This window comes from Neolewinella persica DSM 23188 (genome assembly GCF_000373105.1).
GTDB lineage: Bacteria > Bacteroidota > Bacteroidia > Chitinophagales > Saprospiraceae > Neolewinella > Neolewinella persica.
In genome coordinates, this window is sequence record NZ_KB890447.1 from 74,106 (window position 1) to 97,399 (window position 23,294).

Here is a 23,294-nt window from a genome sequence, read left to right on the forward strand (position 1 = left end):
AGTGGCGTCCTTTAGCGACAATCACAAGGTAATGGTCTGCGGTTTGACTATCCAAAGGATTTGCTTAATCAGGGCGGGGACGCAGGTGCGAAGCAAAGAAAAAAGGAGCAGGGGTCGAAAGGCCGGGTGTACCCCTCTTTCTTTCCTTGCTCCTTTAAACCCTTCCCCGGCACCTGCGTCCGCGCCTGAAAAGTGATGTACGTTTGAATCCTTTATTTTACAATTACTCTGCGAACCAGAGAGGTCCCGTTTTCAAGGCCGATACGCAGCACATGAAGCCCGCTGGATACGTGGTTGGGCAGCCGTAGGGTACCGTTGGTGGTCGTTGTTCCGCCAATAACCTGCCGGCCCGTGGGGTCATAAAGGTGGTAAGGTAAAGCGGCATTGCCGAGTCCGCTGAGCCGGAGTTCACTTCCCTTAAGCACCGGATTTGGCGCAAGCGTAACGTCTGGCCGGGCAACAGGAACACCCAGGCTAAGCGGTATTCTTTCGGCGTACTGCTCCCAGAATTCCAGGGTCCGGACGAGGGCAGGGACAACGCAGCCACCGTGCGTCCGGGCACCGCCGGTTTCGAGCACCACACTGGTGGAACCGTTGGCCCGCATGACGGAGTCGGCGATGATGGCGTTGCGGAAGGGCACTTGCTCATCCTGGGTGCAATAGTAGATCAGGGTAGGGGCCGTCGGTGCCCAATCGTAGGTGTCGTTGTCAGCCAGGGCAATGTTGATTGGAGCAGTAGGATCTCCGCTGGCCAGGGTCTGACGAACGGAATCCTGCAAAATATCGGCGAGCAGCGCATTATTATCCATCAGCATCTGGGTCAACTGCGTGTTGAAATCATCCAGAGAAAGTTCTTCGCTGGCAAAAGCCTCCACCAGCGGGAGGTACGGTGGAACGAAGGCCTGGGCAAGACTATCAAACAAACCATAGACGCTGTTGTAGCTCACGTAGGTATAGGCAATGTAGCCAGGCAGGGTCGCCAATCCTTCTGAAAACAGCGTGCCAGCCATCACCTCAGAAATACTGTACGGGCCGGAAAGGTGGCTGGCGGCGGTTACCTCCAATCCGTCGTCTCCGGGATTCGTCTGGATGTCCCGGTGCAGCGCCTGAGTAGCGTGCCCACCCTGACTATAGCCGGTAAGGAAGAGTTGGTCGTTAAATAAGACATTTTCTTCCTCCAGCCATTTTCTGACGGCAATGACCAGGTCCCGGCCCGCACTGGCCTCGCTGGCCGCATGCACGTAGGGGTGGATGCCGTCGCTGTCTCCCAGGCCGATGTAATCCGGAGCTACGGTAATGTAGCCAGTGGCAGCGATGGCGTGCGACAACAATCGTTCTCCGGTAGTTGGATTACTGGGGACGGCATTTCGTTCCCCTACCGTACCGTGGTTGTAAACGGCCATCGGGACCTCAACGTCACCAATCAGCGGTATACAAAGTAAGCCGCTGGCGGTATCAGGCTGGCCCAGCGCATCAATGGTGGAATAGGTGATCTTATAATTGGCCACGTCATATTCTACCCGTACGGGTAATACGATATTGAGAACGGAAGCCAGAGTGGTGCCCTGTTGTTCGGAGGTGATAACTTCCTGGGCAGATGCAGAGAAAGTGGTGAAGGTGGCTAGGAGAAAGAGTAGGAGTTTTTGCATGATTTTCAAGTTACAGGTTACTAGTTACATGTTGCAGGTTTTGCGCCGAAGTTAACAGTAACAATGAGTATGTCTTAGTATAGTTTCGAAAATCAAGCGGAGGTCACCTGCAACCTGCAACCTGCAACCTGCAACCTGCAACTTGCAACCTGCAACTTGCAACCCGACTACAACCACCGCGCCCCAAATTTCTGCACCAGCTCATCATCATAATGGTCGGCTTTAGCGAAGAGGTGCTCGAAGCGGGGTAGGGCGGTCTCGACCGTAAGGTACCGGTCATAGATCAGCAGGGAGAGGACGATGTCTCGACCAAAGGTGCTGAAGGTAAGTTGGCGAAGTTTACAGTTTTCCCGAAGGAGGAAGGCAAAGAGTTCTGCATCGGGAAGTTCGGGGAGGGAACAGAGGTAGGCGTCTCCGGTGACCAGCCCGCTGTCTTCGTGGTAAGCGAGTTGGATCAGGGCGCTGCCCTGGCGGATGCTCCAAAGGTTGGGGCCCCGGCGCGCCAGCCGGGGATCATGGCCGGCCGTTCGGATAATGTCTTCGACGGTGGCGGAGACACCGGTGGGGGCGTAATCCTCCATCATGTTGGGCAACACAATTTCAGCGCCGCAATTGGGGCAATGCCCTTTGGGGTTGAGGATGATCTCGAAGATTACTTTCTGGCAGTTGAAGCAACGGGCCGCAGCGCGTCCTTTACCTTCGTGGAACCGGTCGAGGCATTCCTGTAGCCGGGAGCCGGGCAGGCTGAGCGCCCGCCCTTTGCCTTCCTGAATGTCGTACATATTGATGCCCGCCAGCTCCCCTGCCGGGGTAAACAAGGGGCCACCACTGTGTGCCGCCTCCTGCAAGGCATCGTGCATGATGAAATCGATCCCATGATGTTGGTAACCTAATTCGAGTACTTGGCCTTTACTGATCCGCAACGGATGGCCGAAATGCTGACCGACGGCAATTATGTCGGCACCAATGGCCGGGGCTTCCGTACATATTTTGAGCGGTGGCAAATCAAAAGGTGTTTCCGGCTTCAGGAAAGCCAAATCGTAGTAAGCGTCCAGGTAGACAACGTGGGCGAGTTGCTCCGGCTCTTTTTCGCTTCCGACCACTACGGTGGCATTGTCGCGGACCACATGCTCGTTTGTAATCAGCAAATCGACCGCCGGCAGGTACACACCAGTACCAGTGCTAAAGGGAGTGGCAACCTGGAAAACGTAGGAGGAAAGCATGGGTTAAGGGTTGCAGTTGTTGCAGCTTGCAAGGGGGTGCAGATATTGCAGGAAGTGCAAGATCGGAAAATTGTTGGGAATGCAGATGGGTTCTGCGGACATCCCTCCGCTTTAGGCAGATTAGCAGGCGGAATAAATTCCGCGGAACCAACGTCTCGGTCCGGTTTGTGTCAAATTGCACTTCGGGCTTTGTTCCCCGGCACTTCTGCCGGTCCGCTATTGCCAACCGGCAGAAGTGCCGGGGAACAAGGCCCACCAAGCCGAGAGGGGGCGGAGATGCCAACCTTTTTGCACGATTTGTTAAACACACTTTGGCCAGTTCTCTCTCGTCTTCGCCTTCAAAATGCCTACTTTTGCGATCCAATTATGGAGCTGCTTTTTGGTGGTGCCCTTAGTGGCATTCCTACAAGCCCAGCAACCGGAGCGAAGCGACCCTGCAACAACTGCTACCTGTATGTATACCCCAAGTGAATACTACGAAAATATTGCCGCCGAAAACACTTTGCTGGCCACGACATTGCAAAGTAGGTACGACCGTCTGGCCATGGCTCGTCTGGTCATTTTTCTGGCCTGGATCGCGGCCATGATCGTCCTGATCGGCACCAATGGTTTGTGGGCCCTGGTTTTTTTTATCATCTCCGTTCCCCTGCTGGCCTGGGGCGTGCGCAAACACTTGAGGATTAAACGAGCAGCCGCTAAAGCCCGGGTAATGGGCGCCCTGGCGCAGGGCGAACTATTGGCCCTGGAACATAATTTCAGCCAATTTGACGACGGGCAAAACTACCTGGACCAGGCACATCAGTACGCGCTGGACCTCGACATCTTTGGTCCGAAGAGCATTTTTCAACTGATTAACCGGACAGTGACCGCACCGGGCAGCTTGCGGCTGGCCGAAGCCTTACGGGGGCGGCATGAGGAAGCAACGGCGGCGCGGACGCGGGTACAGGGAAAGGTTTTAGCAGCTATGCCCGACTGGTGCCTGCATTTTCGTACCATTGGTGATGATCTGGACGATGACATCCGGTACTTTGATCGCTTGCTGGGTTGGTTAGACCGGCCCAACGTAGTTGGCGGGGGTATCCACACCCTGCTTCTCTTCGTCACCCCACTGCTAACCATCGCCTCGCTGGCCTTCATGTTCCTGGTCAGCCCCTGGCAACTGGGCGTACTCGGTCTGTTGCCTGCCGCCTGGATGCTGCGAAAATACCGCGCCACCATCGAACAGGAGCACACCCAGACGGCCGAAATGGGCGACATGCTGTCTACCTACGCAGCCCTGTTGGAGCACATCCGGACTTTGCCGGAGGCTTCCTCCGACGCGGAAAAAGTATTTGCTGAAGCCGCTCGCTTAGGCGATGATTCCATCGTCGCACTCCGCAGACTAAGCTACCTCATCAGCCAGCTTGACGTCCGCTACAATCCGTTCGTGATCATCCTGGAAATCGGAGGGTTATGGAGCCTCCACTGGCTTCGTAAACTCGATCAGTGGCGGGAGGAACACCGCGCTGAGTTACCGGCATGGTTGGCCGTACTTGCCGAAACCGACACGCTGGTCAGCTGGGCTACTCTCCGCTACAATAACCCGGACTGGACAGACCCGGAGTTTACCGACCAGCCCATCGTAGAGGCCACCGGCCTCGGGCATCCGCTGCTGCCGGCCACCGGCCGGGTAACCAACGGTTTCAGCCTGGGAACCAACGGCCATATCCACCTCATCACCGGCTCTAATATGGCCGGTAAATCCACCTGGCTCCGGACCGTAGGCGTCAACCTGGTCCTGGCCAATGCCGGCTCCTCCGTCTGTGCACAGCACCTGCGTCTGCGCCCAAATCTGGAAGTATGGACCAGTATGCGTACGCAGGACGACCTCAGTGAAAGCACCTCCTCTTTCTATGCGGAACTGAAGCGCCTTAAAGCCATCATTGAAGCCGTTAGCGATGCGGACCAGCAGGTGTTCTTTCTCCTCGATGAGATCCTGAAAGGAACCAACTCCAGGGATCGGCACACGGGCTCCCGGGCGCTCATTCGTCAGCTCATCCGTGAGCGGGGTGCTGGCATCATCGCTACCCACGACCTTGAACTCGCGGCCCTGGAGTCAGAACCCGGCTCCCACGTCGAAAACTACGCCATGGAAGTACAGACCGACGGCGACAAGCTGACCTTCGATTACAAACTCCACCCCGGCGTTTGCCAATCGTTCAACGCTACAGCATTGATGGCCCGGATGGGGATTGATATTCCGCCGGAAGAGATTCGGCTGCGGCACGATTAAGCCAGTCGCTTCGCTCCTTGTTGCAGAGCGCCTTCGGCGCGTTGCAGGTTGCAGCTACCGCACGAGGCAGCTCGCTCCGCTCGTTTTTAATGCTTTTTTTAAAAAAAGCTGGAAAAACTTGGATGAATTGCCTGTGGCATTTTTTTTCTGCAACCTGCAACCTGCAACCTGCAACCTGCAACCTGCAACCTGCAACCTGCAACCTGCAACCTGCAACCTGCAGAGAAGACACCAGAATTACGGCTTATTGTGATCGTAAAGGCAGACTTAAGTGAATAGCTAACTGTATTTTCGCATTTCTCCTTGATCCGGAGTTGCCACTTTGGGAACTCCCGCAACTCCTGCCCATGAAAATTCTGGTCACCGGCGGCGCCGGTTATATCGGTTCCCATACAATTGTCGACTTACTTGAAAACGGCTACGAGGTTGTTAGCGCAGACAATTTTCACAACGCACGTCCAACGGTGTTCGATGGCATTGAGGTAATCACCGGCGTTCGGGTGAAGAACTACAACGTTGACCTGGCGGACCGCACGGCGACGCTGGCGATGTTCGAGAAGGAGAAATTTGATGGCGCGATCCACTTTGCCGCCTACAAACTGGTTGGCGAGAGCGTGGACATGCCCCTGGCCTACTACCGCAACAACGTCAACAGCCTGGTGAACGTGATGGAAGGCCTGCACCAACAGGGGAGCAGCAACCTGGTCTTTTCGAGTTCCTGCTCCGTCTACGGCAACGCCGACGAATTGCCGGTGACCGAGGCAACACCCCGTAAGCAGGCCGAAAGCCCCTACGCATTGACCAAACAGGTGGGCGAGGACATGATCGTCGATTTCTGCAAAACAACACCGGAATTTAAGGCCGTATTACTTCGGTACTTTAACCCGGCTGGCGCACACCACAGTGGAAAAATTGGTGAAGACCCAAGTAATCCGGCTACCAGCCTGGTGCCAGTGATTACGCAAACGGCCGCAGGTAAGCGCCCCATGATGAAGGTATTCGGAACGGACTATGACACCCGGGACGGAAGTTGTGTCCGGGATTACATCCACGTCGAAGACCTGGCCCACGCCCATACCTTGGCAATCCGGTACTTGTTGGATGGAAAAGCCTCAGATAATCCCGCGCTGTTTAACCTCGGGATCGGAGAAGGACTTACCGTACTGGAAGCCATCAATGCTTTCGAAAAGGTTAGCGGGGTAAAGCTGAACTACGAACTTGGCCCACCCAGAGCGGGCGACGTGATCGCTGTTTATGCTGATCGATCCAAAGCAACCAGGGAATTGGGATGGGAACCCACCCGGGGAGTGGAAGAGATTATGGACTCGGCCTGGAAATGGCAGCAGACTTTGGCTTAAAGCTGCGGAACAATAAATTAAGGAGAGTAATCTGTTAATCTCCTGTTTTTCGTCCTATTGAATTGTAGCCGAACTGATGGATGCAAAAACTCTAGGCCCTTCCTTTTTAATCTCTATTTTGAGCGTGTTGTCAGCCTGAATAAGCCAATTAGAGTCATATTGTTCAGCCGAAAATGGCCGACTCCGCTTAATGTAGCCATCTAAATCGTAAATTACCCGTAACAATAGGAACAAGTCATTGATGGAGAGGTTTTTTCCGGAAATGCTTATCACTTGTCCGATGCGCTCAAACTTAAGGTCATATTGCTTGACAAAAGCGGCGTTGCCTTTTAATAAATCCCAGTATTGTGTTAGGTTTTTGGCCGACCGGTATACGGGCAAAGGGCTGGTAAGCCCGGAGAAGACATAGCCGTCAATTGTGTCCCGTTCTATTCGTGTCATGTATCCTTCCAGTTCAATATTGTCATTGAGTATACCAAAGCTAGAGTAGAAAGTGTCTATTTGAGGAACCTTCTTAACGATGGTGCCTAGTGATAGGTACGAAATAGGACTTGCCGTGCGAAGGTTTGCACCATCCCTAACATTTAGGCCGGTAGCTGACCAGACAAAAATGGTGTCCTTATAGCTTAATTTACGGCTAGAGGTAATGGTGTCTACCTTTCGCTCAATAGCCTGTACTCTTTGTAATAAGTCAACCTTTGCTTCAGCAGAAATTTCAGGGGAAATCATGCTGGTATCTATAATTATATTAGAAAGGACATCACTTGTCTCTTCAAGAAGTTTTTCTGTCTTGGCTTGGTCTTTTTGAATCTGCTTGTTCTTCTCAATAAGTAATTCCTGCTCTAAGGTTTGCTGCTTTTTAAACATGAAAACAAAAACAAGGACTAACGCAAGGGCAAGAATAATTATGCTAATGATCAGTACATTCTGAACGAATTGCTTCTTTCCTCGCCTTTCAAGGGAGTTAATGGTCTTATAAAGTAATTCGTCTTCGTCGCCTTTATTATCATTCATATGCCCGCGATTCTGCTTTCCTGCATTTTGTTGACTAAAGTTTTGATTCGCTTAATATCCTCAAAATAGGCGCCGGATTGAAGCGTGCTGTCAGTTAACATCATCTCAATTCGCTGTCGGTACCTCTTACATAGCTTAACGATGTCAAGTTTTTGATTGACATCTTTAACCGGGATGGCACCCAATATGGCTGGCATCAGTGAAATGATCGATACGATCATACGGATTAGAATATCGGAGTTGTTAAGCACAAAGAAAATCACGGTAAATAACGCGACACTTAGCAAAAGAAGGACTACGGAGAAAATGATTGAACGACTAATATTATCCGTATTGACTTGTATGATACTGTCAAGGTTCCATACCAGAACCCTAAGGTTCGAATTTTCAAGATCTTGCTTCTCGCTGTCTGTTTTGCTGTGATCGTTTCTGGTGTCAATTCGGCCACTGATCTCCAAAATGGCGGCATTGATGCGGTTCAGTTCCGTAGGCTCTACCTTGAGTCCTCGTAATTGATCACGGACAAAATAACCCATCTGGCTTTTCAGGAGGACAACCTCTTCACAATAATTAGGAGATTGTTCCAGAACATACGCATCCAGCAGGTCCAAGGCCTCTTCGGTCTTACCCTCGATAATCAGGTTTTGTATTTTACCGTTCTGGGTCATAGTTCAATACTTGTAAATATAGTGTTTTGTCGTCTATTTTAGAGATTGATGCATGTCTCGTTAAGGAATCAGGTAGATTTACTTAGAAAATATCGAAAATAACTTATGCTGCTAACGCTCCTAGGTACCGCTACCTCCCAAGGTATTCCCGTTATTGCCTGCGGCTGCAACGTCTGTCAGAGTACTGATCCACGAGACAATCGATTACGAGCCAGTGCATTACTCTCCGGCAAGGGAAAACATTTTGTGATTGATACCGGGCCTGATTTCCGGGAGCAAATGCTGCGTAACCAGATACAGGAGATTGAAGGGGTAATCATCACGCATGAGCACTATGACCATACGGCTGGATTGGACGATTTGCGGCCGTTTTGCTTCAAGCAAAAAATCGATATGCCGGTCTACTGCCTGCCGCGGGTAGCGGCGGATTTACGGAACAGGTACGCCTATGCTTTTTCGGGATATCCCGGCGTCCCGAGGTTGGACATTCGGGAGGTGAACTTCGGTGATAAGATCCCTTTTTCCGGGGGAAACATCGAACTGCTGGAAGTACTGCACGGGGAATTACCCATTCTGGGCATTCGGTGGGGGGATCTGGCTTACCTGACCGATGCTAAAGAGCTTCCGGCGCGGACGCTGGTGCAATGTAAAGGGATAAAAAAAGCAGTGATTTCAGCATTGCACCACGCTGGGACACATTCTCACTTATCTCTGGACGAAGCCATTGCTTACCTTAAGCAACTGGGTGTTGACCAGGGTATACTGACGCACTTCAGCCACCGGATGGGGCGGACGGCACCACTGAACGCCGAGCTGCCGGAAGGCGTGGAATGTGGCTGGGACGGTATGCGGATATTGGTTGATTCTCCGGCCTTCGGGCTGTGAAAGTGAAAAGCCTTCAGGCTGTTTTCGGGCCTAAAGGCCTCGCAACGGGACGGCCTGAAGTTCGGGCAATTAACCTCCTTCACCATTGCGTACCTTAGGGCTTTACTTCCTGATCTACTCAAAAAAGATGAACCTACTTCACACCCTTACGCGTGCGCTCAGCGCGCGCCTGCCACTTTTCCGGCTTTGCTCCCTTACTTTTCTTTGCACCGGCGCCCGCGCCCTGAAGAGAGGAAGAAGGAGAGAACGAAAAAAAAGGAGGTTGATTCTTGCGGCCATTCCTTTACTCCTTACTGCCTTTTCCCCCTTACTGGGGCAAGACATGCGCCCCGCCTGGCACTTCATGGACAAGGCCTCCATGCCCTTGCCCTCTGAGAACATGCCGGACTACGTGAAACCACTTTATACCACCGAAGTGGACTATAATGAAATAATGGAAATTCACCAGGAATACTACGCCGACCGGGGGATGCGGGAGTGGCGCGAAGACCTGGAGCGTGATCCATATGCCAAATTTTTCCACCACTGGATGCAGGGAGCCGCCGCTGAAGTGAACGCTGACGGTAAAGTCCGGCAATTGTCAACCACCGAACTCCTGGATCGCCGGGCCGCGATCATCGCTGCCGAGCGCAGGACGCCTGCCCTTCTCCTGGAAAAATCAGCCGCTACCTGGAGCTTCGTTGGCCCCAGGCGCACCGTCTGGCGCGCTGAGCACCGGCCCAACCAGCAGGTAGCCCCCTGGCAGGTCAATGTTTATGCTTTCGCCGCATCTCAGAGTAATCCTGATATCCTGTTCGCCACCAGCGAAACGGGAGAGGTGTATAAAACCACTGATAAGGGCCTGAACTGGATACCAATAATGACTTACAACTGGGGTGGCGCTGGCCGGGCCATCGCCATCCATCCCACCAACCCTTCCGTAGTGTTCGTTTCCACGAATACCGACATTGTCCGCTCCACCGACGGCGGGATGACCTGGGCCAGCGTACTGACCGCCTCTGGCCTGAGCGGGAACAGCCTTGAGTTCAGCCCCAACGGCGGAACCATCATCGCTGGCACCGGACAAGGAGTAAGAAGAAGTACCGACGGTGGTTCGACCTGGAGCACCCAACTGAGTGGCGAAATACTGGACGTGGCTTTCCGCCCCGGAGATAATAACACGGTGTATGCGCTGCTGCGGCAATCGAGTCCCAGCCAATGTATGCTTTACAAGTCAATGAATGGCGGTGTGTCTTTCAGCCTGAGCATGACCGGCTGGACGCCGTACCCCGATCACAGCGGTGGCCGCATTACCGTCACCCCCGCTGACCCGGATTACCTGTACGTGGGGCTGCTGCAGGACCCCGTAAATCAAGTGCCGGTCATCCTGAAAAGTACCAATGCCGCCGGCAGCTGGACCCAAACCGCGATCGGCGGCACGGCGAATTTCGATGGCAACAACGGCCAGGGCTACTATGATCTCGACATTGAAGCCAATGACCTCAATGCCGAAGAAGTGATCTTCGCCACCACCACCGCATGGAAATCCTCCGACGGCGGGGTATCCTATACTGCCATTGGCGGCTACAGCGGTGATTTTGATATCCATCCGGATATCCAGGAGATCATCAGTATTGGTGGGGATACCTGGCTGGCCACGGACGGTGGGATGAATTATTCCACTGACTTTTTCAGTGATGTTGCCAACTGGGAAGCCCGCATCGACGGCCTTGATGGAACCAATTTTTGGGGGTATGACCAGGGTTGGAACGAAGATTATATGATCGGTGGCCGCTACCATAATGGTAATACGGCCATGCACGAAAACTACCCGGCACAGTATGCCCTGCGGATGGGTGGTGCTGAAAGTCCGACCGGGCACGCCTGGCACGGTAAACCGCGACATGCTATGTTTGACGACATCAGTAATACCATCCTCCCCGCCAATTTTACGTCTGTGGCAGAAGGGTCTTTCTCTTTCTCAAAGTTTCCAAACATCTGGTATTATGGCAGTGGCTACAGTTCCTTACTGATCGACCACGAGGATTACGAGACCTTCTACGTAGGTGAAGGCAACGACTTCTGGCGGAGTGAAGATGGCGGCAATAGCTGGGAAAGCCTGCACAACTTCGGCAGTGAGGTATTCCACTTCGACATTTCCCGGGCTAACTCGGACTACGTGTACCTATTGGCCCGAAACGGTATTTACAAGTCGACGGATCGCGGCGAGAGCTTCACTTCGATAGCTTTACCACCGGGACTTTCCGCCAACAATGCCAGCTACGGCCGGATTGCTGCCAGCGGCACTAATCCGCTGGAAGTATGGTTGATGGATTACCGCGCTGGAGCAAGTAGCAGCCGTAACCGGGTTTGGTACAGTAGCAACGGCGGTAGCAGCTGGACCAGCTGGCATACTTCCACTTTGGCCGGCCGGCAGTGGACGGCCCTGGCGCACCACGTTGGGAGCAACGGCGGAATATACATCGCCTCAGATCGCGGGGGTATCGCCGGCACCATGCCCGCAAAGGTCATGTACCGCGATAAATCAATGACGGAGTGGATGGACTGCTCCGCAGGGTTTCCGGCTTCGGCCAACCCACAAAAGATGCTGCCGTTTTACCGGGACAACGTCTTGCGTTGGGCAGGTAACCGCGGCGTTTGGGAAATGCCGCTGGTAGAACAGAACTGGTCCCCAATCGCCCAGCCCTTCGTGAACGGCAGCGACGTATTATGCCCCAACGATCCGGTAAGTTTTGGTAGTTATTCCGTGGCCAAAGCTTCGGCGACTTACTCCTGGTCGTTGCCCGGCTCAACTACCACCACCGCGTTGAACCAAAGGGAAGTGAACGCTACCTACGCCACCCCTGGTACCTATACAGCGACGCTGACCGTGAGTCAGAGTGGGCAAACCGATACCAAAGCGGTGGAAATAGTCGTCGGGGATAATTGTGTCCCCGATAAGTTTCCAGGAAACAGTGTGGTATTGGCCGGCAATGCCGGAGACTACGTGACGATGAAGGACCCGCTCAACATCACCACCAATACCCTGACCATGAGTGCCTGGATCAAACGGGACGGACCACAGGTAAGCACGGCAGGTATCTTTTTTATGCGCTCCAGCTCCGCCGTCGCCCTGAATTTTTACGACAGTGAGAACCTATCCATCCACTGGAATGATACCCAGTGGTGGTGGGACAGCGGCCTGACCGTCCCCGACGGAGAATGGGCACACGTAGCCATGACGGTAGCGCCTGACCAGGTGATCCTCTATCTGAACGGCGTACCTTCCGTTAGGAACTTTACGGTGGATGCCGTAAATTTTGACGGGCCGATCAGTCTGGGCCGGGATCCGGGGCGGAGCTCCCGTCAGTTTAAAGGGGAAATGGATGAGGTCGTTATTTATGACCGGACCCTGAGCCAGGACGAGATCCGGGAATTGATGCACCTGACCCGGAAACCAGCTGAGGAGACCGGGGTTTTGGCCTACTACCAGTTTAACCGGGAGGAAGGTCTGGTGTCGAACCGGGCCACGGGAATCCACGCCGCATTGAGCGGCTCAGCGAGCCGCACCACCTCCACCGCTCCGGTTGGGCCGGGGGAGAGTGCCCGCCTCGACGTCAATGCTTCGGGAAATTACGCTTTTGGAGGTACGGGACTTGAGCTGGATTTCCCCACCGGGACTGTCCCCAACGGCGAACTCTGCGTTTCCCGGATTGATGTCCGCCCCGATCAGGTTCCGGCCATCGGAGAAGTGACCGACAAATACTGGGTGGTGCACAACTACGGAAGTAACGGTACTTTCAGCGAACTCAATGCCATGACCTTCAATAGTATTGGAACGGTGAATGGGGCCCAGGCTGCCGATCCGTCATCCATACAGTTATACAAACGAGCAAGTACAGCTCACGGTACGACATGGGGGGAGGTATCGGCTACGGCCACCAGTGCAACTGCAGGCGCAGACGGTTCCGCTACCTTCGGAACCGGCAACGGGCAGACGAGTTTCAGTCAATTCATCCTTGGCTTTCAGTCACCTGCTCTGGGCGCAGAGCTGATTCAGTTTGCTGCATCGATTCGTGACCAGAAAGTTGTTGACCTGACCTGGGTTAGTGCAAACGAAGAGAATCTGGCCTTCTATGAATTACAACGGAGTGCGGAAGGCGGAAGCTATATTCCGCTGGCTGAACTTCCAGCGGTGGGCAATAGTACGGTCAACCAAAGCTACGCCTACGTTGATGAGGCTCCTCTTCGGGGAAGGGCCTTTTACCGGCTGCGGCTGGTGGACGTTGATGGTATGGAGACCTTCTCGGAGGTGCGTAGTGTCTTGTTTCAGGGCCTTGCCGATCGGGTAAGTGTGTTTCCTAATCCTTTACGGGCCGGTGAATTACTGAACGTCCGTACTAAGGACAGAGGAGCTTATGCCCTGGATCTTTACACCGCGGATGGAGAGCAGGTAGGGACTTACCCGGTAACTGGAGATGCGGCGATCAGATTACCTGAGTTGCCGACTGGAGTTTACAGTTACCTGGTCCGGTCGGCGGCTTATCGAAGTGGCGGCGTGTTGGTGATTGAGTAGGGGCGCAGACTAAGGAACAGGGCTTACCATTTCTTGCTCTTTAAACCCTGGTGCAGCACCTGCGTCCGCGCTAAAAAACGTAACGATTTGTTGCTCTTCTACTATTTTGTTGCCTTGAATTATTGTTCTAAGTACTTGTGGGCACCAATATTGGGGGATGAGCACGTTATTGCATCGTCCCCCATTTCGATAATCGACCATGAAAAAGGATACCTCGGATTTGTCCCTAGCCTTTCTTGATCTGATCAGGGAGGAAGAACACGCACTAAGTGCGGGGTTGCCGAAGATGAGTCAATTGAACGAAAGTGTTGAGTTGCAGTTTCTGCGCTATAAACTTCGCCTCCAGGTCCGAATGCTTTTGTATGAAGGATACGTAGGTGCCTCCGGAACTGACTTGTCTGAGGCAGATTTTTCAGAGTGTGAAGCACTAATTGACCGTCGGCCGGGCATACTGGGTGTGTCTCCGGTAGTAAACACCTTTTGGCGACAAGTAAAGCTGATTCAGGACGACCCACATCAGATTGAATTGAGCTCGGCGCAACATTTATTGGCTTACCAAAATACCTATGAATCATTATTCTCATTAGGCGAAGCCAGGGATTTTTTCGAAGGCATGGCCGGATTTGCTAATCACCTGGTTAATAACGGGCGCAAGGAATTCTCCCAACTTAGTTTTATCATGGGGTTGCGGGCGATCGAGCTAAAGTTTCGTGGAAAGAAGAAAGCGAATCCGGAGGAGTATTTGTCCGATGCAGTGTATTTCAATGTAGTAATTATAGGCGTGAGTCAACTGCATCATGATGATGTCAATAAGCTACTGGAGGTTAATGATTTTGGTCGTCGGGAAAGCATCAGGACGATCAGGGAGTGGTTTGAAGCCTTCATAAATTATTATGCGAGGTTCCTCGACCCGCTTCACCGAAAAAAGCAACAGCATTATTTACGAGGGGTCATTTATTTTCACAACGAAGAATACGTCGAGCTAGTAAAAGTATATGCTAATCTCTCTATTCCAAATCATGATGTTGCCAATATTATCATCAAGCGCTGTCTTTTTTGCGCTTCCTATTCCATACTTTATCACGGGACGGCGGCTGAACGCAGGATGATGAGGCGGCGAAACCTGAACCTGGACTTGCAAGTAGATCGCATGCGTAAGCACCTGGAGTACCTGCGGGAAGGGCGACCAGCGGTAAGTAAAAGATTGTCGGCTACATTTGAGGAGTTTGGTGAGTTGAAAAAAATATATGCCCTGCGCCGTACGGTCGAAAAGGGGGTGATGTCGGCCAGCGTAAAGAAAAAGTATCTGTACGAGAAATCGCTGGTTGATCCTGGGAAATTCAAATCCGCACACTCCACAAAAAAATGGATAGAGCGTGAGTTATCCGCTTTGCCCTGAAAAAAATTCTCCCGGACTATCGTATTGATAGCCAATTTGTTAGGCCTTATTTTTTTTGAGGTCTCGCTTCTTAAAATTTTCCTGTTCTCTTTTTAGACCAGCTTGGGAAGCTGAGGCCCCTACCTTTAGGTGGTCTTTCAGTCTAAGTATATTTTTGTCCAGAAATAAAGTATTGTTCACCTTGTTTTCGGAGCAACAGCTCCATCCCTATTAATTTGTCAACAGATGTCTCTCATTGAAAAGTAAGCACCGCCCGATCGTCCATAATTGGAGGATCGGGCGACTTTTATTAACCCCGAAGGTAGAGATTCACCGCCTCCACCCGGTTCGCTACCTGCATCACCCGGTAAATGGCGTGAACGTGCTGTTTTACGGTACCAACTTTCAGGTCCAGGGCGTCGGCGATTTCCTGATTGGATTTTCCTTCCGCGAGGTTGCTCAGTATGTCGTTTTGCCGTGGGGTTAACTGGTCAATAGGCCGGTGTGCATGGCTGGGAACAGTAGTGTGCAGGCTACTGATCACCTTGCGGGCCATTTCCCGGCTCATCGGCGCGCCGCCTTTATTCACCTCCTTGATGGCGCGCATCACGCCAATGATGCCGTCATTTTTGAGGATGTAGCCGTCGGCACCGAAACGCAGGGCGTTGAACAGCTTGTCGTCGGTATCGAAAACGGTGTGCATCAATACGGAGCAAGCGGGCAGGATGTCTTTAGCTTTGACCATACATTCGATGCCGTCCATTTTAGGCAGGCCGATGTCCATTACGATCACATCGGGGCGGTCAGCTGCGATGACGGATAGTGCCTCCTCCGCGGAATAATAAACGCCGGTTAGTTTCAGGTCCTTATCCCGCTCGATGTTTCGTCCGATGGCGTGGGCGATGTCTTTCATGTCTTCAACTACGGCTACTTTAATCATGGTTCCGGGATTTAATTATCGTTTGTGGGTAATGGCCAGGTAAGATAAATGGAAGTGCCCTGGCCGGGGGAGGACTCAATGGTAAGCTGGCCACCAATTGCGGCGGCTTTTTCCTTCATATTATCCAGTCCGTAGCCGCTCATGCTATTTTGGGAGATTGTCGTTGTGAAGCCGACACCATTGTCGATTATGGAGATGACCAACTGGCGGTTCACTTCCTTGATGTCGAGGGTGACAACTGTAGCCTGAGCGTATTTGGCCGTATTGTGCCAGGCTTCCTTTACGATGAGGGTGATGTTGCGCTTTTGCCGGCTGGTGAGCATGAATTCCGGCTGTTGGTATTCATCCGTGAGGCGGAAACTGATTTTGCGGTCACCGAAAAATGTCTCGCCGGCTCCGCGGAGTTGGTCGCCGAGTGCCGATAGGGTCGCCCTGCGGTTGTCGAGGGCAAAGATGATGTCGCGTACGTTCTGCAGGCTGTTGCGGGAGAGTTCGTTGATGCGGTTGAGCTCGTACTCGTATTCCGGGGTTTCACCGGTCAGTAACATCTCCTCACTGAGGTAAAGGATGCTGGAGATCTGGCCGCCGAGGTCATCGTGTACTTCTCCGGCGATGCGGTCGCGCTCGGCGGCAAGGCGGGCTCGCTGTTCCTGCAGGCGTTGTTGTTTGAGGCGTTCGCGGCGGAGACCCAGGATGTAGAGGCTGGCGGCAATGAGGGCGAGGGCGCAGGTGCAAAGGGCGTAGAAAAGCAGGGTTTGGGTGAAGGGCGGATTGATCGTAATGTCCAGGCTCTTTTTACCGGAGGGCAGGCCGTTGCGGTTAATGGCGGTTAGCTGGAGGGTGTAGTTGCCGGGGGGGAGGTTGGGGTAGCGGATGGTTTGATGTGCATCAATCGTTGTTGGGAACTCTTCAAAGCCAATCAACTGGTATTCTATGGATGAAATGCCACCTTGATGAAGGCCAATATTAGCGACTTGAAAATCAAGTTTATTCTTGCGATGAGGAAGTGGTAGCCGATTATTTACAAATTGGAATGTACTATCCTGGAATACATCTAAATCATTGATACGAAGACCAGAGATATAAGGCGACAGTTTTAAAGTGTCCGGCACAAGCTGACGGGGGGCAAAGGTGAAAAGTCCATTTCTGGTACCCATCAATATGCTGTCAGAGGGTAATAATAGTGCAGGGGAGTCATTAAACCGGTTAGCTGGTAAACCATCAGCAGCACTATACCATATGCTAGAACTATCGGCTTCATTATAGCTGAACAGACCGTTTCTAGTTCCTATCCAAAGTAATCCATCCCGATCTTTTACTAAAGCTTCTACAATTGGATTTTTGTCATTTGCTTTGGTCAGATGAATTTTTTTAGCTTGTTCGTTTTGAATAAGATAAAGACCGGATGTACCCCCAACATATACATTTCCTTCTTTGCTATTATTCAATGTTGCTTGTATTTCCCCGGGTAAAGGAATACGTTGTCGGAGATGATAACCTTGCTCATTGTAGGCACCGATCCAAACCTCTGAACTACGCCATGGCAACAGGAAAGTACTATCGGTAAGTTGAAAAAGTCCGAGAAAGTCATTAGTGCCAGTTGGAGAAAATTGTAAAGACGGCTCCGTCAATATCTTTTCGTCTTGTATTTTACAAATTTCTACTCCTCTTTCAGAGAGCATCAAGAACGAGGTGGATGGAGATAAAAACATTCCTCTGACCGGGTATTCTTGTTTTGGGTAGGATCGCCAACGAGACTTGTCCCGGTCATAGGACCATATTTTCCGCAGGCCTTGCAAAAACAATTGACCTTTTGCCTCATAAAACTTGCCACGATAAGGTGGGCGAGAGGAGCTTTCGGGCAACTTTAAAGGTTCCCATTTCCCACTTAAAGATGCAGAGCGTGACTTGTATAACGCCAGTAAGCCCGCAGCCAGAAGACTTTTTTCTTCAGAAACTATGACGGAGGATATCCCTTTCCCGGACAATAGGGAGTTGGTCTTGATTAATGCTGGGGTAGTTTCGATGATGTCAATTCCTGTATTGTATTGACTAACGAGTATTCGACTAGGACCATCAGCATAAAGTTCCTTGGGGTCATTTGAAGAAATTCCATCTCCTATATTGATCGAATCTACAAAGACTCTTTGCTGTGGGTCATACGCATGCAAACCATAACCGGTAAAACTCATCCATATCAAACCGCTACCGGTAGTATGACAAAAGTCCCAAACTGAATGATTTTTATCGGAACGGGTGATTCGACTGAATTGAAAAGTGGTGTCACTTAACTTTAACTCAGCTAAGCCAGTATTCAAACCTAAAAGGAAAGTACTATCACCAATATCTATTGCTGAAATAACATTTTCGTCGATATTTATCAGGCGGGGCTTGACAATCGCTCCTGGCCTAGGTGTGAACACCTCTAACCCCTTACCGTAGGAAAAAGGACAGGCAAGGATTTGATTCCTCTTCCCGTCCTTACTTGTTACGAGAAATCGGTTGCCCAAAGTCGGCCCCGCAATGCGCCGGTAAAGCATTGTTTGTGTGTCAAATGACCAAATTTGATTACCCGCCTTTAGCCACAATTCACCTGATCGCCGATCAAGATGGAAGACGTGGTAATTTTGTTGAACCATGTTTCCATCTCGCACAATTCGGTAAGTTTGAAAAGACTTGCGACTGGGGTCATAGGCGTGGAGAGCAGTATAGGTTGAGAACCATAGTAACTCATTACCATCTTCGTACATTTTGCTTTGTACCGTCTGGTCATGTACATACGGAGACTTGTGGTCTCTGATCGTAAGTTGTTCCGCAACTTTTCCATCGAAAACACTTAACCCTGTAGTGTTTCCCAGGTAGTAGAAACCATCGGTTGACTTTGATACGAAGGCAATGCTTTCAGGTGCGGGCAAATCGTTTTCGCCCAATGAGTTGATCATAGTTTGTCCACTACCTCTAAAGGGAAGGCAAACTAGAAAGGTGATAAACCAAAATTTTGATGGTGAAATCTGACGAAGAGTCATTTAATTAGGTGTATTACCAAAAGTAGTTCGAATGAAATTGGCGACTTCAAGCACAATTGACGACTCAACGGTATTGACTTTTTGTCTAGTAGTAATAAGGGTTCTTAATGCAGCAGGGGATAATTGTTCCTGCACTTTCGGGATGAGACTAAAGCCAAACCAAAAATCACCTTCAGCCATTGCTGCCGCAATTCCCTGACTTACTTCCCAAAAGTCCGGACAAGGAATCATCATAAATGCACCGGGAGCCTTTGCTGCCGGTACTTGAGTACTGACTTGAGGGGGTTTAACTCCTTCAACAGTACCTTCAATAGGGTCAAATTGATCAATGAGGTCACCTTCTTGAACAGGGGGAGGAGGGGCTACCGCTGTAACATCAAATGGTTCTGCCTTAAGCGTAAAGGCATGGCCTGAGTCGTAAATGGGAGGTGGAGAAGGGTAATTATGTTGTTGTACCCGCAGGCGAGGGTTGTGCATTGTACTGTACCGGACTTCAGCACCGCTAAAAAAAACATCATTGTAGCCGTTTCCATTTGCAGGGTCAAGGTAAAGACGTAGAATGTCAAGGTCGGTACGTCGGACGAATGAAGCCTCTGCCCAAGTCCGGTGATGGGAAAGATCGCTTATGTCTAGTCCTTCAGGTCTAGGTGTAAAGACTGTTTGTGTCAGGGCTAAGGCAGGGATGTAATCAATGCTATGTTGACTCGAGTAGGTTCTGGGCGCTTGTGTACAAATATGTGGAATAATAAAGTCAGCGGAAATGAAGTCCTCAGTAAATAATACTGAAAAGCCATTTTGAGTGCTTTTCCATAGCTTCTTTATCTCTATTTGCTTCATTGGAACTGTCGTCCCTCCTGTTGGAAAGAGAAACATCCATCCTATAAGATCTGTATCTGTACTGCTTGATGAGGGCAGTAGGTTATAGATGCCGGGAATTGTGAAGCCTGCAGTATAATGACGGTCACGCGAGCCCTGCATCTTATTTCGTAAGCCTTCTTCAGGGTTGTTTCCAGGGTCTTCAGTAGGGTATGATGAAGTCGTAGTAGGCATAGTGTACGGGAGTTTAGTGTATTCGTAAAAATAAGGGAGAGCAATTCTAAACATGTTGTTAAGCCCGACCAACGGACCACACCACCGGACAAAGTTCGGGGAACGGATCGACGAAAAGAGGCTAACTTAAGTTATAGAAAGGGCGGCTCGTAAGGTTGTTCTTCCCTGAAAGTAGGCGATAACCGGCGTAAATGCAAGAGGAGGTACCAGGATCGCCTTTCTAAACCACCACATAGGGCATCCTTAAAAAACAAAGAGGTTCAATATTGCAGCACCAATATCAGTTGCCTGATTACTTTTTTCCGAGTAGGTCAACGACATACATATTATTGGTTTTTGCTATTGCGAATGCCAATTATAGCCTTTACTTTTAGTTGGACTCCCTTCCCCGGTTGATATTAAGTTTGGTGATCATTTCAGGGCCACCAGCAGGGCCTGATTCCTCGGCCGAGTAGCCAAGTATATGGGACAAAACCACTAAGTTGGACCGTCCGGTGGCTTTACTCCCTTAGTACTGCGAAACCGACGCCCTTTTGTGACCACCAATGATACCGTAGTGAGAAATACAAAGAGAAAGCTCATTAATAAAGTAGTTTGAAAAATTATGTGGCGCTGAGCGCCCGCAAATGCTATTGATCTCAGTTCAACTGCATCCCAAACCTTCCGGGTTTGGGTTTAATAAGCATGATTACAGAAGGACCACTAACTAAGGTTATATCCCGAAAGGCCGCACAGCCCCGATCTTTACATCGTTGAGACACCAACCCTGTCCTATGTGCAACCGTCCGGAAACAAACCTTTAGCCCGCCCCGGATCGTAATCTTTTTGAACATGCTTGTTTAGTGAATTAAGGTCGTTCGCTTGGCGGACGACCCTTTTTAGTAAGTTGATTTTAAAGACGCCTGACACAGATTAAACCCATTCATCATGTCACCATCTAACATACTCTTGTTAGGAGGCTCGCCTATTTATCTGGCAGGGCTGACTGACAGCCTCATTCGTTCTTTTCCCAATAGTCAAATCAGCTGCCAGGCAACGGAGCTGCCACACCTTGTTTCCACCGTCATCTTCGTTGCCGCGGATACGCAAAAAAGTACGGATCAGTACTTAAAGCAACAACTGCGTAAATACTCCCTTGCCCGTTTTTTTGTCCTTGGTCCCCAACGTACGCCACACTACGTGCGCACGCTGATTCGAGCCGGTATAGCAGGATACTTGTTAAGCTACGTTTCCCCCCAAAAGCTGGTAAAGGTATTGGCAGATACCGGCGCTGGAGAAACCTACGTGGACCCAAAACTGGAAGCGGAGTGGATTCACCAGCAATTCCGGTTAGGCAGCAGACGCACCTCCTCTATTTCCAAGCGCGAACGAGAGGTCCTTCAACTGATTACGGAAGAGTTCACCACCGCCGAAATCGCCAGCAAGCTCTTTATCAGCCTGAGCACGGTCGAATCTCATCGAGCCAGTATCCTCGGTAAACTCGGCGTTCGTAACGTGGCCGGAATCGTAAGAGAAGCCATCCTCCAGGAGCTTTGCACCCTCCAGTAGTGGTATACCACTAGTTTAAGAATTCAGGGTAAACAAGGATTAAAGCCAGATTATATGCACCGTTCTTTGATCTAGTGGTCGAGTTCTTAAGTCTTCGAACATTTAACGCAGGCAGCATGGTGCTGGACGACTAACTGAAAATCCACCGTAGCTATGGCTATGCTGAACTGTCATCCAATCGTTCAACTCCACGCTAACTGCGTCAAGCTATTGCGAACTTCATTCCTCGACCACTAGCTAAATAACCCATATTAAAGCCCTGTTTTATGGCCAATGTTCAGGATAATGTTGCTCCCCTATTAGAGGCCGTACGTGGTTACCTGGCGGGGCAACTACAGATCCTTCTGGACGAGCAGATGGATCAGGTGGTACTGGACAATATCGGCCGGCCACAAGAGGGCCTTGCTATTGATCAGGGTGGTGCCACCTACATTACCCTGGTGCGAACGGAGGTAGACGCAAGTCGTAAAAGTCAGCGAAACTATCGAACGTTTCCCTCTCCGGGGGGAGCTGCTCCAAGTATCATTAAACGACAGCCACCGGTTAGCCTCAACCTCTATTTACTCATCACGGCCAACCACGACGACTATAACATTGCCCTAAACGTGTTGAGTGAGGTCGTGGCGACCTTCCAACACCGTAACGTCTTGGTGGCGGCAGACCTTCCGCTATTACCAGAGGATGGCTTCTTCGCCACCCGCCAGCTCAAATTCAGCCTCCTTTCTCCATCATTTGAAGAATGGAACCATCTCTGGAGTATGCTGGGGGGCAAGCATTTGCCCGCCTTACTCTATTTGGTCCAGTCTGCAGACATCGAATACATCCCCTCCGCAGATCTTCCGGGCAGCCCAATACGAGAAATTCACCTCAACGAAACCCTCCGCTGAACATGGGCTTCCAAATCATATACGACGCTTTAGTAACCCTGCGCTGCTGGCAGCCGGCCTTCCTGGGCGGAGTGACCACCGTACCGCTTACTGTTGCTGACGCCACCGCTCCGGAGACCGACTTTCTTACGCGGTACAACCTGACTCCCCGCGAGCTCAATGACTACCTGAACTACGACATTCGGCAGTTCCTGGACATTCGCCCCACCGAAAGGGGCGAGGCCACCCTGAAACGCTACGGTTGGCGCTGGTTACCCGGCACCCAGGGCGGCAGCCTGGTGGCCTCCACCGCCTTACCGCCTCCGGCAGACAGCCGACTGCAGCTAGCCGTTTCCATCCGCGATTTTCGCTTTCGGGAAAAAACCGATTTCGATGGCCCTGATGCCAACCCCGCACCTGCTGATCCTGACCAGGAAACCGAGCAGATTCGAGGACTGGTATTCTTTCTTACCGACCAGGCCGTCGCCGGTGGTGGGGACTTCAGTATTCCCGCAGCTGGGGTCGGCCTTGATGAAACACGCTTTTTACCCAGCTACTCGCGCTCCTTCTCTTTGGATAAAGACAGCGACGGTAACGAACCTATCGAGGTACGGGATCCTATGCGGGCAGATCTACTGCTGAAAACGCTCGATTTTTCCCAAACTGAGCCTGACCAACCAAGCTATTTTCTTGAACTCCCGCAGCTCCCTACCGGTCTTTACCGGCTTAGCGGAACACGTATTACTGACCATTATTGCCTCATTGGCCTGGCGGGGACGCCTGGCGTGCTGGGCTTCATTGAACTGGGCGTGCCAGCGGCAAGCCCCATTGATCTTCACTTCAAAGAAAAACAACCATAAAC

Annotated in this window: 15 protein-coding genes; 8 read left to right on the forward strand and 7 right to left on the reverse strand. The window is 51.3% G+C overall.

Annotated elements, in window-relative coordinates; all coding sequences use genetic code 11:
• Positions 1 to 212: 212 nt before the first annotated feature.
• Both B036_RS0119375 and B036_RS0119380 read right to left on the reverse strand, forming a co-directional pair.
• The gene (locus B036_RS0119375) at positions 213 to 1,649 is read right to left on the reverse strand and encodes a T9SS type A sorting domain-containing protein (RefSeq protein WP_020570385.1); all 1,437 of its coding nucleotides are present in this window, start codon (positions 1,647 to 1,649) and stop codon (positions 213 to 215) included.
• 167 nt (positions 1,650 to 1,816) lie between these two features.
• On the reverse strand, positions 1,817 to 2,872 hold the full coding sequence (locus B036_RS0119380) for a trypsin-like peptidase domain-containing protein (RefSeq protein ID WP_020570386.1): 1,056 nt from the start codon (positions 2,870 to 2,872) through the stop codon (positions 1,817 to 1,819).
• 454 nt (positions 2,873 to 3,326) lie between these two features.
• On the opposite strand from B036_RS0119380, the gene B036_RS0119385 reads away from it, so the two are divergent.
• Positions 3,327 to 5,144 carry a MutS-related protein gene (locus B036_RS0119385; RefSeq protein WP_020570387.1) on the forward strand — a complete coding sequence of 606 codons (1,818 nt, stop codon included), beginning with the start codon at positions 3,327 to 3,329 and terminating at the stop codon, positions 5,142 to 5,144.
• A 347-nt stretch (positions 5,145 to 5,491) separates the two neighbouring features.
• Positions 5,492 to 6,502: a UDP-glucose 4-epimerase GalE gene (gene galE, locus B036_RS0119390; RefSeq protein ID WP_026232140.1), complete on the forward strand. Its 1,011-nt coding sequence runs from the start codon at positions 5,492 to 5,494 to the stop codon at positions 6,500 to 6,502.
• A gap of 54 nt (positions 6,503 to 6,556) precedes the next feature.
• On the opposite strand, the gene B036_RS0119395 is transcribed toward galE, so the two are convergent.
• Positions 6,557 to 7,516, reverse strand: a complete 960-nt coding sequence (locus B036_RS0119395) for a hypothetical protein (RefSeq protein ID WP_020570389.1) — start codon at positions 7,514 to 7,516, stop codon at positions 6,557 to 6,559.
• The gene (locus tag B036_RS0119400) at positions 7,513 to 8,184 is read right to left on the reverse strand and encodes a hypothetical protein (RefSeq protein ID WP_020570390.1); all 672 of its coding nucleotides are present in this window, start codon (positions 8,182 to 8,184) and stop codon (positions 7,513 to 7,515) included. Before B036_RS0119400 ends, B036_RS0119395 begins: the two co-directional genes overlap by 4 nt.
• Before the next feature lie 105 nt (positions 8,185 to 8,289).
• Here B036_RS0119400 and B036_RS0119405 point away from each other — a divergent pair, with 105 nt between their 5' ends.
• The 3 genes from B036_RS0119405 to B036_RS0119415 all read left to right on the forward strand — a co-directional run bounded on the left by B036_RS0119405 (position 8,290) and on the right by B036_RS0119415 (position 15,023).
• Complete coding sequence (locus B036_RS0119405) at positions 8,290 to 9,069, forward strand: MBL fold metallo-hydrolase (RefSeq protein ID WP_020570391.1); 780 nt, start codon at positions 8,290 to 8,292, stop codon at positions 9,067 to 9,069.
• 127 nt (positions 9,070 to 9,196) lie between these two features.
• Positions 9,197 to 13,624 carry a LamG-like jellyroll fold domain-containing protein gene (locus B036_RS0119410; RefSeq protein ID WP_157472233.1) on the forward strand — a complete coding sequence of 1,476 codons (4,428 nt, stop codon included), beginning with the start codon at positions 9,197 to 9,199 and terminating at the stop codon, positions 13,622 to 13,624.
• A gap of 199 nt (positions 13,625 to 13,823) precedes the next feature.
• Positions 13,824 to 15,023, forward strand: a complete 1,200-nt coding sequence (locus tag B036_RS0119415) for a hypothetical protein (protein WP_020570394.1) — start codon at positions 13,824 to 13,826, stop codon at positions 15,021 to 15,023.
• Positions 15,024 to 15,312: 289 nt separating this feature from the next.
• Here B036_RS0119415 and B036_RS0119425 read toward each other — a convergent pair whose 3' ends face one another.
• From B036_RS0119425 to B036_RS0119435, 3 genes are all read right to left on the reverse strand, one after another.
• Positions 15,313 to 15,942: a response regulator gene (locus B036_RS0119425; RefSeq protein ID WP_020570395.1), complete on the reverse strand. Its 630-nt coding sequence runs from the start codon at positions 15,940 to 15,942 to the stop codon at positions 15,313 to 15,315.
• Positions 15,943 to 15,953: 11 nt separating this feature from the next.
• Complete coding sequence (locus tag B036_RS0119430; RefSeq protein ID WP_020570396.1) at positions 15,954 to 18,884, reverse strand: sensor histidine kinase; 2,931 nt, start codon at positions 18,882 to 18,884, stop codon at positions 15,954 to 15,956.
• A gap of 84 nt (positions 18,885 to 18,968) precedes the next feature.
• The gene (locus B036_RS0119435; protein ID WP_157472235.1) at positions 18,969 to 20,018 is read right to left on the reverse strand and encodes a hypothetical protein; all 1,050 of its coding nucleotides are present in this window, start codon (positions 20,016 to 20,018) and stop codon (positions 18,969 to 18,971) included.
• A 927-nt stretch (positions 20,019 to 20,945) separates the two neighbouring features.
• On the opposite strand from B036_RS0119435, the gene B036_RS32350 reads away from it, so the two are divergent.
• The 3 genes from B036_RS32350 (at position 20,946) to B036_RS0119450 (ending at position 23,292) form a co-directional block, all read left to right on the forward strand.
• Entirely contained in the window at positions 20,946 to 21,566 is a 621-nt protein-coding gene (locus B036_RS32350) for a response regulator transcription factor (RefSeq protein WP_083926262.1), read from the forward strand.
• 266 nt (positions 21,567 to 21,832) lie between these two features.
• Complete coding sequence (locus B036_RS32355) at positions 21,833 to 22,453, forward strand: DUF4255 domain-containing protein (RefSeq protein ID WP_020570399.1); 621 nt, start codon at positions 21,833 to 21,835, stop codon at positions 22,451 to 22,453.
• 2 nt (positions 22,454 to 22,455) lie between these two features.
• Positions 22,456 to 23,292, forward strand: a complete 837-nt coding sequence (locus B036_RS0119450) for a hypothetical protein (RefSeq protein ID WP_020570400.1) — start codon at positions 22,456 to 22,458, stop codon at positions 23,290 to 23,292.
• Positions 23,293 to 23,294: the final 2 nt, after the last annotated feature.